Here is a 13823-nt window from a genome sequence, read left to right as displayed (position 1 = left end):
TAACGCACAGGAGGTAGAACGTGAACTTCAATAAGCTTACCCTCAAGGCCCAAGAGGCCGTTCAAAACGCCCAGCAGATCGGGGCAGACAACGAGAACCAGGCTATCGAACCCGTCCATGTTCTGGTCGCAATGCTTCAGGACTCTGATGGCGTGGTAGTGCCCGTTCTCACAAAGGTCGGTGTCAACGCCGAGTTCATCCGTCAGAAGTCCGATGATCTTGTCCGTGCGTTGCCAAAGGTTCAAGGTTTTGGTGGCACCCATCTTTCGAACGACACCCAACGCGTGTTGCAGGATGCCTTCAAAGAGGCTTCCGGTTTGAGCGATGAGTACATTTCAACAGAACATCTCTTGTTGGCGATGATCGCCTCGAAGAACTCCGCCGGACAATTGCTCAAGGACCAAGGACTCACTCGAGACGCAGTGTTAAAGGTGTTGAAGGAGCTACGCGGAAATCGTCGCATCACCGATCAGAATCCCGAAGACAAATATCAATCGCTGCAGAAGTATGCACGGAACCTAAACGAAGAGGCTCGTAAGGGCAAGATCGATCCAGTGATCGGACGTGAAGAAGAGATCCGGCGTGTGCTTCAGGTGCTCTCGCGCCGGACCAAGAATAATCCAGTCCTCATCGGCGAGCCCGGTGTTGGCAAGACCGCCATCGTTGAAGGGCTTGCCCAGCGGATCGTTTCTCAGGATGTGCCCGAGACGCTGCAGTCAAAGACCATCTATTCTCTCGACATGGGTGCGCTCATTGCCGGAACACAATTCCGCGGTCAGTTTGAGGAACGTCTCAAGGCCGTGGTCAAAGAAGTCAGCGAGTCGAATGGCGAGTTCATCCTCTTCATCGACGAACTTCACACCCTTGTGGGCGCAGGTGCCACAGGGGGCGCTATGGACGCTGCAAATATTCTCAAGCCTGCTCTTGCGCGCGGAGACCTGCGTGCCATCGGCGCTACAACGCTTGATGAGTTTCAGAAACACATCGAAAAGGACCCGGCACTTGAACATCGGTTCCAAAAGGTCTACGTTGCCGAACCCACGGTTGATGATGCCATCAGCATTCTCCGAGGTCTCAAGGAGCGCTATGAGGTCCACCACGGCGTGCGTATCACTGACGGCGCAATCGTAGCAGCCGCTCAACTCTCCCACCGCTACATTACCGACCGATTCCTGCCGGATAAGGCAATCGACCTCGTTGATGAGGCCGCATCAAAGCTTCGGATCGAGATCGATTCTATGCCGGAGGAACTGGACTCACTTGAGCGCAGGATCCGCCAGCTCGAGATCGAGCGACAAGCACTTCTGAGAGAGATAGCCTAAACGTGTTGCATCTATCTAGCTAGATTGCGAAATATCTAGCTATTTCGCATGTTGTCTGTCACGATTCAAACGTCAACAGGCACTACGATGATCATGGTCAACATGCATAAGGCAAAGTCGACACTCTCTCAGCTGGTAGAGGCCGCGCTGGCCGGAGAAGAGGTCATCATTTCACGCCGAGGGAAGCCAGCGGTTCAGATAGTCCCTCTAGATGATCGATCAGATGAGAATCTTCGACCGATGGGCCTCGGGGTGGTTGCAGGAGATACTCCTGCGGGCGCTAATAGCACTACGTACTCAGTAGCTGATGAATTCGCTGATGAACACGATCCCAACGATCCGTTGAACTGGTAATGCAGAACATTCTGCTGGATACGCACGCACTCTTGTGGTTCGATCAGGAACCGGAACGATTCTCACCAAGGGTCAAGAAGGCACTTTGTAGGAAGTCGGCTACGATCTTTGTTTCACCTGTTAGCCTCTATGAGCTACAGCGAAAACTCGAGATCGGTAAACTGCCTCAAGCTGCGAGGCTGCTCGAGAACATTGACCGTCGAATGGTCGACTATGACTTTCGATTCTTACCTATCACTGCACGGCACGCGATTGTTGCTGCCCGACTCGACTGGGATCATCGAGACCCATTCGATCGCCTTCTCGTTGCCCAAGCCACGGAAGAGAACTGTACTATCGTTTCCGCTGATCAACGTTTCAGTCAGGCCGGAATACACGTCATGTGGTGACTTTGTCAGCTTAACGCCATTGGCGTAAGAACTCAAGCCGTTCCTGCAGTTGTGCTACCGCCACGAGGAGTTTGTCCTTGCCGAAGATGCCTTCTTCTTGGGAGCTGAACACGAGTTCGTAGTCCTTGCTCATGACAATGGCTTCTTCCGGACATACTTCTTCGCAGAAGCCGCAATAGATGCAGCGAAGCATGTTGATCTCGAACTTCTCCGGATAACGTTCCTTGTCCTTGTCCGTCTCCGCGGCGCGGACCTCAATGGCCAATGCCGGGCAGACGCGTGAACAAAGACCGCATGCAACACAGCGTTCGCCATCTTCTTCAAGAACGAGGACGGGACGGCCGCGATACGAACCTTCGGGGATCCAGCGTTCTTCAGGGTACTGACGTGTGAACGATGGCTTGAACATCTGCTTGAACGTCAACCCAAGCCCCTTAGCGATCTCGGGCAGGTAGATGCGTTCCCAGAAGGTCAGTCGCTGTGATTCAGTATTTGAGGTGATGTTTGCCATTGAAGAAGATACGGAGTTACGGAGGTACGGAGGTACGTGTTAATCGAAGAAGAGGACGCCAAGTCCTGTGAGGATGACGTTGACTAGAGAGATCGGAAGGAGAACCTTCCACCCGAGGTTCATCAGCTGGTCGTAACGGAAGCGTGGGAGCGACCAACGAACCCAAATGAAGACAAAGACGAGGGCAAGGGCCTTGGTTAAGAACGCAATGTGTCCGAGGAGAACAAGCGGAATGGAATTCGGCGCAAGACCAAGGATGGCGCTATCATCGAGGAATGGGATCGCATCCCATCCGCCCAAGAACAATGCTGCCATGATCGCACTTGAGGCCAAGATATTTGCGTACTCAGCCAGGTACAACAGTCCGAATTTCATGCCGGAATATTCTGTGTGATAACCGCCAACAAGCTCCGGCTCTGCCTCAGGAAGGTCAAACGGTGCACGATTGGTTTCAGCAAGTGCCGTGATGAAGAACAGGATGAAACCCACGGGCTGGAGGAAGACATACCAGATCCCGTTGGTCTGCGCCTGAATGATCTCCACAAGATTCAATGATCCGGCGATCAACACTACACCGATGATGGCAAGTCCCATCGAGAGTTCGTAGCTGATCATCTGTGCTGCAGAGCGGAGGCCGCCCATGAGCGAGTACTTGTTATTCGAGCTCCACCCTGCCAATGCGATCCCGTAGACGCCAACAGACGTCATGGCCAGCATCGCAAGGATACCGATGTTCATGTTCGGTGCCATTGAGAGACCGTACTGAATACCATCGATCTCAACTAGCGGAGCGCTAAATGGAATGATCGCATAGACCGTAATGGCAACACCAATGGCGATCACCGGTGCTAATGCGTGGAATTTGTAATCAGCTGCTGCAGGAACGATGTCTTCCTTCAGATTCAGCTTGATCACGTCTGCAAAAGACTGGAACAAACCCCACGGACCAACACGGTTCGGTCCAACGCGATTCTGGATCCAGGCTGCGATCTTTCGTTCTGCCAGAACCATATATGCCGCACACACCAACATAAGGGTGAGCAGGATCGTGGCCTGAATAACGATGATGATGAGTTGTATTAGGGACATGGCGGTTATTGCGGTTTCATCACATGTGATTCGTAAACAACGCCAACTGGCTCTGGATTCGAGGCCTTCCCAAGGACGAGACCTTGATGAGCATCGAGAAGTTCATAGGACATCCCTGCAAAGGGGCTTACGTGTTTTGTGATGTCTGCAAAGACATCCGAACCGGACGTATACGACCAATTGGTTCCGAGTGCTGCGGCGATCTGCTTAACGATGTTCCACGCTGGCTTGCAGTCGCGACGTTCGCCATTGGACCAACGATCATTTGGAGCACCGAACTTATCCCACCGGCTCATCTTGAGGCCCATCGTCCGCTGATTCTCTGTTGTAACAACTGCTGGTTGGAAGCGCTGCACGCGGTGCATCATGTTCGTGAACGTACCGTCGGCCTCTGCCCATGTTGCTGTTGGAAGCAGGATGTTGGCTTGCTTAGCAGTCACGGAATTATGCGATGCGAGAACGATGAGCGTTTCCACCGATGCTGCCGCTTCAGCAAGAGCTGGTGAATGCGACGCCAGATCCTCGTTCATCACGATGAGTGCCTTCACGTCACCACGACGGATACGATCAGCCATGGAATCGATCCCATGTCCGTCTCCCTTTGGTGCGATGCCAACACTGTGAGCGCCGATCGCATTCGGGCTTACGTCATTCACTCGAAGGATGTCATCGCCAAAGGAGTGGTCGTTGTGCTTTACGTAATCGATCGTTGTTGTTTTGAGGACATCGTGCGCAAGACGACCCAACACATAGTTGTCTTCGTTTGAGGCATGAGCGGAGCCGATGACAGCCACTTGCGAAGCCTTGAGATCTTTCAGAGCAGCCGAAGCCGCATTGATCGCTTCGTCCCATGTGGCGTCGACAAGAACGCCTTGACGGCGGACCTTTGGCCCGCTCAAGCGGTTGTCGTTCACAAGACCCGGAGCTGCAAGCCTGCCATGGTCACACATCCAGTAGGTATTCACATGCATGTTGGTGCGTGGTTCCGTTCGCAGAACCTCGTTATTCATCACACCGATCTTGATGTTACAACCACGAGCGCAGCCCGGACACACAGAGTCTGTGAAAGACATCTCCCACACACGAGCCTTGAAGCGGAAGTCGATGCTTGTGAGCGCGCCAACCGGACAGATATCGATGACGTTCATCGAATATTGACTGTCGAATGTTGTTCCCGGGAATGTGCGGATCGTGACCTTGTCTCCACGCTGCACAAATGTGAGCACCGGTTGCTTTGCTACTTCATCGGCAAATCGAATGCAGCGTGAACACGAGATACAGCGTTCTCCGTCGAACATCACGTTCGGACCAAACTCTATGCGCTTTTCTTTGTGAACCTTTTCTTCGCTGAACCTGCTCTGCCCCTTCGAATGCGTAAAGGCATACTCCTGGAGCTTACACTGTCCGGCTTCATCGCAGATAGGACAGTCGAGAGGATGGTTGATGAGGAGGAATTCCATCACAGAATTCTGAGCCGTTTCGGCCTTCTCACTTGAGGTGTCTACGATCATCCCATCCGCCACGGGCGTGGAGCAAGCGATCTGCATCTTGGGGATCCAGTTCACAACCGGAGCGCCGTCGTCGCCATACATCAGCGATCCGTCGGTGTCCTTCTTATGGGAACCTACATTCACAAGGCACATCCTGCAATTGCCGGCCACCGTCAGTGCGGGGTGCCAGCAGAAGTGCGGTATGGTGATGCCGTTCTCGAGAGCCGCCTCAATGATCGTTTGACCAGGCGAGGCCTCTATGATGCGTCCATCGATGATGATCTGGGGCATGTCCGTCCTTCGTGTTTCCAATCGAACGCGTACGTCCGTCAATCGCGCAAACATACGAGAAATCAACGTCTTCATACGCCACCGATGGGGTTTGACTATCTTGGAACGTCCACCAATATTATCCCCAGCGACTATGATGCGATTCACTACACTCGTTTTCCTGCTCTTCTTAGCAGCTTCCGCCAACTCAGAAGCACAGTCGGCCAGGAGTTATCTGCCGATCTCGCTTACATACCTTGCCCCGGGCGGACATCTGGCCGATACGTTCGGTATAAAGCCGGGACTTGGGTTCAATCTGGGATATCAATTCGCCCTCGACCGTAACTGGAGGGTTGGAGCAAAGGGAACCTGGATGTGGTCGCCCATGAGCGAAAATGAGAACGGCGACTTCTCCGAATACTCCGCTACGTACTACCAGATCCTCGCAACTGTCACTTGGCGCGCTATCAAGCACGGCTGGACGCCGTATGTCACGGTTGAAGGGGGCTTAGGGTTCCTCACCCTAGACGTGATGGTGGGCAATGTGCCGGTGGCCATTGATGGTGCAAGCGCCGTCCGTGGATCCGCGGGCGGACTTGTTGGGGTTCTGATCCCTCTTTCGGATAAGCTCGACGTAGATGTGGCCGGGAGATACAACTATGCGTTCAGCGAGAATGGTTACTCCGTTGCCGGTGCGAGTGTGGGAGTGGTGTATCAGCTGACTCAGTGATCGTCCATTTCCTTAATCTTGACATCCTACTTGGTATCCTCGGTGGAGGAATCTACTCTTCTGTGGCACTTGGTACGCCCCTTCCCTTCTCTTGGTGGTTTGTGGTGCCCGGAGCAACCTGGTGCCTGTACACGGCTGACAGGTTGATAGACACACGTCGTTCCAATAACGGCTATCCAACACTTCGGCACCAATTCCACAGCCGTTATCGGACATCGTTGACGTTCGGGGTGGTTGCCGTAGGAGCTGCTAGTGCAATTGTGGGGGTGTTTACGCTTCCTTGGGAGAGTCTCTTTGTTGCGGCTCTGGTCTCGATCCTCTTTGGCCTACATCACGTCTTCCAAAGGATGATAGGATCTCGGTGGTTAGGCGCCATCAAAGACGTGAACGTGGCACTCGCCTATATCGTAGCAGTGTGGTCCGTGCCTTTGATCTTGGCCGATGGTATCCCGACGATAGCGATCGGCGCGATTACTGCACACATCACAATGGTTGCTGCAACGATCGTTCTAGAGAGTTTACCGGACAAGGTGATCGATGAATCACTTGATCAACCAAGCATTGCACGATTGCTCGGAGAAGCCGGGACACGATGGTTCCTCTTCATTTCGATCGTCACCCTTGTCTTGTGCACGTGGTTGCTCCGCACTACGATGCTCTGGCCAGTGTCACTTGCATGGGTTGCATGCATACTATCGCTGCCACTAGTACTTCGCTCTCAACTTTCAATGCCGTACAAGCGGCTCCTCATTGAGCTAACACTTGCATTACCGATCGCGATCAAGCTTTGAGATCGATGATTGCTGGGCGATCTCATTCGCATGCGCGTGGATTTCGGGTTCGAGTTTTGCCTCAGCGCTGCGCCAGATGTTCTGACACGGGAATCTATTCTCATACATCGCTCTTCCGATCACCACAGAGTCCACATTCCGCGGAACACTGTTTTGCAGAGCCCAAAGGTGTTGGGGCGACGCGATTCCACCTGCCATTGTAATGCGCACCGGGGCGGCCGCTGCAATGCGAATAATGGTCTCTACATCTTCTCCCGTGAGCTTGCCTTCCCAGTCAACCTCAGTATAGATGATACGTCTGCCGCCGAGTTCAAACACATGTCGAATGAACTCCTCATCGGCCACCATTCCAACGGATTCACCGAGATCCACATCACTGTGATGCGCACGAACACCGAAGATCACCCGACTCGATCCGTATTCATCGATCAGGTCTCGAACGCCCTCAGGATCCGTCCACGCAACACTGCTGATCGCAACACGATAGACGCCGGCCTCAAGTAACGTACGATAGGCCTTCACCGTTGACTGCCACGTAACGATCTGCACGGGGATATCCACGGCCTTTTGGATCTCGATCACAGCAGCGAGGTTCACGCCAGAGGTATCCCCTGACAACGAATCAACATCCGTTACGTGTAGACACTTCGCGTTCTCTCGTCTCCATAGCTGAGCCAACTCCACCGGATGCTCACTGATCTCCGAATACAAGGTCTCAGTTCCGGGCACACCCTTCACGCAACGCAGTGCGTGACCCTTGGAGAGGTCGATGGCGGGGATGATGAGAAGCATGGTTCGTTAGTGTGCTAATGTGCTAATGTGCTAATTGGAGGGAGAGACGAATGAGTTTTTCAGGGGAAGAGGCGGCATCCGGATTTGAGGCGAGGGCAGCTTTGACGGCTTTTTCGGCGGCGGGGCGAGCGTAGCCGAGGGCTTGTAGTGCACTGATCGCAACATCGGCAGAAAGTGACAGATCGGAAGGTGCCGACGATTGGCCATCCGGTACCACGCCGATGAATTTTTCCCTGAGTTCAACTACGAGACGTTCTGCGGTCTTCTTCCCGATACCCGGTAGACGCTGCAAGGCAGCAAGGTTTCCGTTGACGAGTGCCTTGCGTAGGTCGGAGAGCGACGATGAAGAAAGGATACCGAGCGCTATCCTGCCCCCTATTCCTTGAATGGATGTGAGGAGTTTGAACGCATCACGCTCGGCGGCGGTGCTGAATCCAAAGAGCAACATTGCATCCTCGCGCACTACCATGATGGTGAGCAATGTCACGTTTTGACCGATCGCAGGCACATTGTCTGCAGTGGACAACGGAACGCTCACAGCATACCCAACACCGTGACAGTCTATCACGATGTCCATTCCATGTTTTTGAGCCACCAGGCCCGTGAGCTGAGCGATCATAGGGCGCGAATATCGGGAGGATACCGTGAATAAGGTTCATGTTGGACGAGATGCCGAGCAACGAGCCTCGGAACACCTCCAAGAAAAGGGGTACTTCATCCTCGCGCGGAACTTCAAGTTCAAGCATCTGGGAGAACTGGATATCGTGGCCCGAGATGGCGATACGCTGGTCTTTGTTGAAGTGCGCTACCGTCGATCACGGAGCTATGGCACTCCGGAGGGGTCCCTCACTCCCAAAAAACTCCAAACCGTACGTCGAACCGCCGAAGCATGGATGGCTCGTAACAACTACCATCGAGTCCCCTGCCGCTTCGACGTAGTAGCCGTTGAGTTCATCGCAGGTAAGGAAGAGATTCGCCACTATATCAACGCCTTCTAAACTCCGTAATCTCGTAACTCCGTATCTCCGTATCTCCGTATCTCTGTAACTCTGTATCTCCGTATCTCCGTATCTCCGTATCTCCGTATCTCCGTAACTCCGTATCTCCGTAACTTCGCCCCCTATGTGGCGATATCTCGTTAAGCGCGTACTCCTGTTCATTCCAACGTTATTCATCATAACGGTGATCTCGTTCGCAGTGAGTAGGCTGGCACCGGGTGATCCGGCAGCCGCAAAGGTTGGTCAGGGGGCTGAGGGCGGCGTAAGCGGACGCAGCACCCTCAATGAAAAGACCATAGAGCTGATCCGACAGCAATGGCACCTCGATAAGCCGATCTGGCAGCAGTATGCGATCTGGACCGGTGGTCTGATGTGTTTCGATATGTCGGGCGTGTTCACACCGCAAGGCACGCATTGGTCTGCCGCATCCTTTACGGGGAAGCCGGACTTCGGTAAGTCCTTCCAAGACAACCGACCTGTCTTTGACAAGATGGTGGAACGAGTCCCTGTTACACTTACGATGAACCTGATCGCCATCATTCTGGCTTACCTTATTGCCGTGCCGCTAGGTATCTACAGTGCAACGCATCCGGGAACTGTGGCCGACAGAATATCGACCTTCGTCCTGTTCGCATTGTACTCGTTACCGGTGTTTTGGATCGGAACGCTTGCCATCACGTTCCTCGCAAATCCGGAGTTCATTTCGATCTTTCCGTCGAGCGGACTTCGCTCACCGAGTTTTTCCGTCAATTGGAGTCTATGGAAGAAGCTCGCGGACTATTCGTGGCACCTGGCTCTTCCGATGATCGTATATGTCTATGCAGACTTCGCCTTCATTTCTCGTCAAATGCGTTCGTCCATGCTCGAGGTGATCCGTCAAGACTACGTCCGCACAGCACGTGCAAAGGGCTTAGGCGAACGTGCCGTGGTGTATCGCCACGCACTGCGAAACGCTCTTATCCCCCTCATTACGCTCGTTGCCGCACTCATTCCCAATCTCATCGGCGGTTCGGTCATCATTGAATCGATCTTCTCGATCCCGGGAATGGGAGAGCTTTCGTTTAGGGGGCTCGTGGCTCGTGATTATCCGATGATCATGGCCGTGTTCACGGTCTCAGCGGTATTGACCCTTGCCGGGATGCTTGTAGCCGACATCCTCTACAGCTTTGCCGATCCTCGCATTTCGTACGGTAAGAAGGCAGCGTGAACATGAGTACAACTGTCAATCCCAACGAAGGCGAGAGCTACGGACAATTCGTCCGACGTCAGTTCAAGAAAAATGCCTTTGGAATGATCAGCGTCTGGATCGTTGGCATCATTGCAGTGATCGCCATCTTCGCCGACGTTTTGGCTAATGACAAACCGATCGTGTGCTCTCTTCGGGGAGATGTGTATTTCCCCGTGGCTCGAGAGATCGGCGTCACGTTCGGTGTGTCACAATGGGGAGCAGAGTTTGCAACGGCCGACTGGAAAGCACTACCGTACGATTGGGCGGTCTACCCGCCTATTCCCTATGCACCGGGCAGTACGGATAAGCGACTCGTGACGCTCAAGGATCGATCGCCGTCCGCACTCCACTGGCTCGGTACAGATGATATTGGCCGCGACGTGCTATCTGGACTCATTCACGGCTCTCGGTACGCCCTGAGTATCGGCTTTGTTGCGATGTCCATCGCCCTTACCATCGGCATCATCCTCGGAGCGATAGCAGGGTTCTTTGGCGGTCTCACGGACCTGCTGATCTCGCGCCTGATCGAAGTGGTAATCACCTTCCCTCGATTCTTCCTCATCATTACCATTGTCGCTCTGGTTGAGCAAGGAACTCTTTGGTTGATCATGGGGCTTATCGGTCTCACAGGCTGGACATCCATTGCGCGGTTCATGCGTGGCGAAGTGCTGCGCGTTCGCAACCTTGACTACGTGAGTGCAGCAACGGCACTTGGTTATTCCACCACACGGATCATCTTCCGTCACGTAATGCCCAATGCCATCGCACCGGTCCTTATCTACGCTGCCTTTGGCATTGTAAGCGCTATTCTCTTCGAAAGCGCATTGTCATTCCTTGGATTTGGTGTGCCCCCTACCGTTGTAACGTGGGGAAGCGTGTTGCACAAGGCACGTGCAAGCACGTACTCATGGTGGCTTGCAGTGTTCCCCGGACTGATGATCTTCATCACGGTGAGCGCTTTCAACCTTATCGGCGATGCCCTGCGCGATGCTACGGATCCGCGGCTGCGGTCGTAGAGAGTAATGCCTAGTTACGGGATTACGAGGTTACGGGATTACGAGGTTACGTGGTTACGGGGTTACGTAACCAAGTAACCTCGTAACCAAGTAACCTCGTAACCATGTCCTAGCTACGGCGACAAGCGCTCAATGATCCACGTCTCGTTTTCCTTACGATAGTGGATACGATCATGCATGCGTGAAGGTCTACCCTGCCAGAATTCGTAGGAATCCGGGATGAGACGGTATCCACCCCAGTGGGGCGGGAGAGGAACTTCACCATCTGCGAAGCGAGCCTTTGCGCTCTCGAACTGGTGTCGGAGGACATCTTTGGAAGCAACAACGATGCTTTGAAGCGATGCCCATGCGCCGAGTTTGCTATCTACTGGACGCGACAGGAAGTACCTCAACGACTCTGCTTGCGATACTCTAACAACCTTGCCCTCAATACGGACCTGGCGTTCTAGTTCAGGCCAGAAGAAAAGGATAGCCGCAAACGGATTGGAATCGAGTTCCTTGCCTTTACGGCTCGCATAGTTCGTGAACCACACAAGTCCGTGTTCGTCCACGCCCTTAAGCAAGACCATACGTGAAGATGGACGTCGGTCTGCGCCTACGGTAGATAGAGCCATGGCTGTTGGTTCAGGCAGAGCGGCTGCGATCGCTTCATCGAACCAACTTGCGAATTGACCAAGGGGATCTCGCTGCACTGAGTCTTCAGTCAGTTCTTCGCGAGCATACTCCTTGCGCATTGAAGCAACGTCGATGTCCATGATGTTTCTACTGTGCTGTGATGATGACCGTGCGATGATACACGCGTGTACCGCTTATGATGCTAACCGCATACGATCCGGGTGCGAGGGATGATGTATCGAGGAGCGAAACCCCTGAGGAAACGGAAGCGGATGCAACGAGCGAACCTGTGATCGACCGTACCTCAACGGATGCCTTCGATGTTTCATCAAGGTAGATCCGCAGCGGTGAACCGGCAGTGATTGGATGAGGACCAAGGATCCCGCACCATGAGTCAGACTGAACTTGCTCATCAACTCCCACGAGTGTTTCCCCTTTGACACACAGAATGTCGTTATCAGGATCCACGAGTACTTCATCCGCATCGAAACCTACAGCGAACTCCATTGTGACGCTGCGTTCACGAACGATCACCGTTGTGTCTAAGACCTCTCCAAATCCAATGAAGCGCAGATGAACCGGTACAACAAAGGCATCTGGGACCCCTTCATGTTCTTGGGTCTGCGCTATGGTCACTCTATACACGAACGGAGTCGGTCGGGTTGTGGTGCTGACGATCACTTCAAGTACCGGGTGGCCTGCCTTCACGAGCCACTGGTCAAAGAACGTATCCCAGGCAACAAGTGGGTTGGGCGCAGCTTCCTTCATATGATCGAGCAGTTGATAGGTCTGAGCCGAACCGATATTGTATTTCGCCAGATATCCTCTGATGGCCGGGAAAAATATCGCGTCACCCACGTTCCGTCTCATCATGTGATAGATCCACGAACTCTTGTTATATGTGGTTGCCTCGTTGAACAGAATCCCGATCGGAATGTTGTAGACAGGTGGTTCGTTCAGACCCGTCAGCATGTATCGCGCACGTTTTTCCCAAAGCACCTGCATGTATCCCGTGAACCCACTGCGATGTTCTTGATAGACTGCTTCGCCCCACGATGCACCGCCTTCATTGAGCCAGATATCGGCCCAGGTAGCGCATGTGACCTGATCGCCAAACCAGTGGTGGGCAAGCTCGTGTGCATAGCCCCCTTCAACATCTCCGGCTAGCCAGCGACGGTTGATGGTACTCATCGTCTGGTGCTCCATACCGCCATATTGGAAGGGGCTCACCGTGACGTGACCGTACGTTTGGAACGGATAGAGACCGAACCTCTCTTCAAACGCTTCGAACATGAGTGGAATGTTCTGCAACGCACGAGTGGCATTGTAAAACGGTCCATCTTGATCGACGTCGAAATGATAGTTCGAGATAGGAACAGACGAATTGTCCGTGCGGGTGTAGACCTGCGGATACAGGATGTATTCCGAGGCTGACACTGCAAAGAGATAGGTTGGCATCGGAACGTCGTGTTTCCATGTTTGTATAGATGCTGTATCACCAACCAAAACAGAGTCGGTTCTCACACCATTGGATACAACGGTAAAACCCTTTGGAACACGAACCTGTACACTGAACAATGCCTTGTCATCGGGTTGGTCATTACATGGGTACCACCGACGGGAATCTTCGGGCTCAGAGATCGTGTAGGCGCTCGCATATGGCGAGTTCTCCGTTGCTGCATCGGACTTGCTGTAGAAGAAGATCGCACGGTCATCGCGAGTAATAGCATAATGGATCACGAGCTCCACGTCCTGGCCTCGTTGCAACGGAGACGGCAAGGTCATGGAGATCGAACGCACATTCTTGGTGAATACTACCGAAGTACCACCACTGGTGATGGAGTCGATGATAAGTGAGACTGCATCGAAATCGATCTGTGCCAGGTCATTTACTCGCGAGCGCACAACTGCCGTCATTCGGCCGTTGGCCTTGCGTTCCGGACGTTGTGCCTTTGGTGTCAGAAGTGCCGAATACCAGTCCAAGACAAGATCATAGGAGATCACATCGATGGTCGTATCGATCGTCTTCTGTGGAAAGGACTCAGCCATAAGACGCATATGGTGGCGTGGCTGCATCGTCTCCTGCAGGACATCATCGGTGATAAGCCAATCGATGAAGCTTGACTTATTCTCCTGTGCCATCACAAGAGACAAGCTCCCGCCAGCAACGAGTATCAATACAGCACTGAGTAAACGAGCGATCATCACATTTCCTTTCGATCCAACAG

The 13823-nt window shown here is 53.3% G+C and carries 15 protein-coding genes; 8 read left to right on the top strand and 7 right to left on the bottom strand.

Annotated elements, in window-relative coordinates; translation table 11 throughout:
- The first annotated feature begins 20 nt into the window (after positions 1-20).
- The 3 genes from IPI29_01645 (at position 21) to IPI29_01635 (ending at position 2065) form a co-directional block, all read left to right on the top strand.
- Entirely contained in the window at positions 21-1322 is a 1302-nt protein-coding gene (locus tag IPI29_01645; protein ID MBK7411243.1) for an AAA family ATPase, read from the top strand.
- A 90-nt stretch (positions 1323-1412) separates the two neighbouring features.
- Complete coding sequence (locus IPI29_01640; protein MBK7411242.1) at positions 1413-1676, top strand: type II toxin-antitoxin system prevent-host-death family antitoxin; 264 nt, start codon at positions 1413-1415, stop codon at positions 1674-1676.
- Positions 1676-2065, top strand: a complete 390-nt coding sequence (locus tag IPI29_01635; GenBank protein ID MBK7411241.1) for a type II toxin-antitoxin system VapC family toxin — start codon at positions 1676-1678, stop codon at positions 2063-2065. The genes IPI29_01640 and IPI29_01635 overlap by 1 nt, the downstream gene beginning before the upstream one ends.
- A 10-nt stretch (positions 2066-2075) precedes the next feature.
- On the opposite strand, the gene IPI29_01630 is transcribed toward IPI29_01635, so the two are convergent.
- Genes IPI29_01630 through IPI29_01620 form a run of 3 tightly spaced genes read right to left on the bottom strand, consistent with a single transcriptional unit; the run spans position 2076 to position 5446 of the window.
- Entirely contained in the window at positions 2076-2576 is a 501-nt protein-coding gene (locus IPI29_01630) for an NADH-quinone oxidoreductase subunit I (protein ID MBK7411240.1), read from the bottom strand.
- Between the two features lie 39 nt (positions 2577-2615).
- Positions 2616-3665: an NADH-quinone oxidoreductase subunit NuoH gene (nuoH, locus tag IPI29_01625; protein ID MBK7411239.1), complete on the bottom strand. Its 1050-nt coding sequence runs from the start codon at positions 3663-3665 to the stop codon at positions 2616-2618.
- A 5-nt stretch (positions 3666-3670) separates the two neighbouring features.
- Positions 3671-5446: a molybdopterin-dependent oxidoreductase gene (locus IPI29_01620; protein ID MBK7411238.1), complete on the bottom strand. Its 1776-nt coding sequence runs from the start codon at positions 5444-5446 to the stop codon at positions 3671-3673.
- A gap of 133 nt (positions 5447-5579) precedes the next feature.
- Here IPI29_01620 and IPI29_01615 point away from each other — a divergent pair, with 133 nt between their 5' ends.
- Positions 5580-6155, top strand: coding sequence for an outer membrane beta-barrel protein (locus tag IPI29_01615; GenBank protein MBK7411237.1), 576 nt, complete (start codon positions 5580-5582; stop codon positions 6153-6155).
- The gene (locus IPI29_01610; protein MBK7411236.1) at positions 6152-6946 is read left to right on the top strand and encodes a hypothetical protein; all 795 of its coding nucleotides are present in this window, start codon (positions 6152-6154) and stop codon (positions 6944-6946) included. Before IPI29_01615 ends, IPI29_01610 begins: the two co-directional genes overlap by 4 nt.
- On the opposite strand, the gene IPI29_01605 is transcribed toward IPI29_01610, so the two are convergent.
- Positions 6923-7738, bottom strand: a complete 816-nt coding sequence (locus IPI29_01605; GenBank protein ID MBK7411235.1) for a hypothetical protein — start codon at positions 7736-7738, stop codon at positions 6923-6925. The two genes, IPI29_01610 and IPI29_01605, sit on opposite strands and share 24 nt — an antisense overlap.
- A 22-nt stretch (positions 7739-7760) precedes the next feature.
- Positions 7761-8357 carry a Holliday junction branch migration protein RuvA gene (ruvA, locus tag IPI29_01600; GenBank protein MBK7411234.1) on the bottom strand — a complete coding sequence of 199 codons (597 nt, stop codon included), beginning with the start codon at positions 8355-8357 and terminating at the stop codon, positions 7761-7763.
- Between the two features lie 25 nt (positions 8358-8382).
- Between ruvA and IPI29_01595 the strand changes: the two genes are divergently transcribed.
- From IPI29_01595 to IPI29_01585, 3 genes are all read left to right on the top strand, one after another.
- Positions 8383-8736 (top strand): YraN family protein, encoded by a 354-nt coding sequence (locus IPI29_01595; protein ID MBK7411233.1) that lies wholly within the window; start codon positions 8383-8385, stop codon positions 8734-8736.
- A gap of 124 nt (positions 8737-8860) precedes the next feature.
- Positions 8861-9943 carry an ABC transporter permease gene (locus tag IPI29_01590; protein ID MBK7411232.1) on the top strand — a complete coding sequence of 361 codons (1083 nt, stop codon included), beginning with the start codon at positions 8861-8863 and terminating at the stop codon, positions 9941-9943.
- An 83-nt stretch (positions 9944-10026) separates the two neighbouring features.
- Positions 10027-10980 (top strand): ABC transporter permease, encoded by a 954-nt coding sequence (locus IPI29_01585; protein MBK7411231.1) that lies wholly within the window; start codon positions 10027-10029, stop codon positions 10978-10980.
- 113 nt (positions 10981-11093) lie between these two features.
- Here IPI29_01585 and pdxH read toward each other — a convergent pair whose 3' ends face one another.
- Positions 11094-11735 (bottom strand): pyridoxamine 5'-phosphate oxidase, encoded by a 642-nt coding sequence (pdxH, locus tag IPI29_01580; GenBank protein MBK7411230.1) that lies wholly within the window; start codon positions 11733-11735, stop codon positions 11094-11096.
- A 7-nt stretch (positions 11736-11742) separates the two neighbouring features.
- A complete protein-coding gene (locus tag IPI29_01575; GenBank protein MBK7411229.1) occupies positions 11743-13800 on the bottom strand; it encodes a M1 family metallopeptidase in 2058 nt (685 codons plus the stop codon).
- Between the last annotated feature and the right edge of the window lie 23 nt (positions 13801-13823).

The organism is Ignavibacteria bacterium (assembly GCA_016707005.1).
Taxonomy (GTDB): Bacteria; Bacteroidota; Ignavibacteria; order Kapaibacteriales; family Kapaibacteriaceae; genus UBA10438.
The sequence above is the reverse complement of the archived record's forward strand: the minus strand, read 5'-3'. Positions and strand labels throughout refer to the sequence as shown.

Bases quoted from the DNA above. Each gene is read 5' to 3' on its own strand.
- IPI29_01605 (MBK7411235.1), bottom strand. From the start codon at position 7,738: ATGCTTCTCATCATCCCCGCCATCGACCTCTCCAAGGGTCACGCACTG.
- IPI29_01585 (MBK7411231.1), top strand. From the start codon at position 10,027: ATGATCAGCGTCTGGATCGTTGGCATCATTGCAGTGATCGCCATCTTC.
- IPI29_01635 (MBK7411241.1), top strand. From the start codon at position 1,676: ATGCAGAACATTCTGCTGGATACGCACGCACTCTTGTGGTTCGATCAG.
- IPI29_01620 (MBK7411238.1), bottom strand. From the start codon at position 5,446: ATGCCCCAGATCATCATCGATGGACGCATCATAGAGGCCTCGCCTGGT.
- IPI29_01615 (MBK7411237.1), top strand. From the start codon at position 5,580: ATGATGCGATTCACTACACTCGTTTTCCTGCTCTTCTTAGCAGCTTCC.
- IPI29_01575 (MBK7411229.1), bottom strand. From the start codon at position 13,800: ATGATCGCTCGTTTACTCAGTGCTGTATTGATACTCGTTGCTGGCGGG.
- pdxH (MBK7411230.1), bottom strand. From the start codon at position 11,735: ATGGACATCGACGTTGCTTCAATGCGCAAGGAGTATGCTCGCGAAGAA.
- IPI29_01590 (MBK7411232.1), top strand. From the start codon at position 8,861: ATGTGGCGATATCTCGTTAAGCGCGTACTCCTGTTCATTCCAACGTTA.
- nuoH (MBK7411239.1), bottom strand. From the start codon at position 3,665: ATGTCCCTAATACAACTCATCATCATCGTTATTCAGGCCACGATCCTG.
- IPI29_01630 (MBK7411240.1), bottom strand. From the start codon at position 2,576: ATGGCAAACATCACCTCAAATACTGAATCACAGCGACTGACCTTCTGG.
- ruvA (MBK7411234.1), bottom strand. From the start codon at position 8,357: ATGATCGCTCAGCTCACGGGCCTGGTGGCTCAAAAACATGGAATGGAC.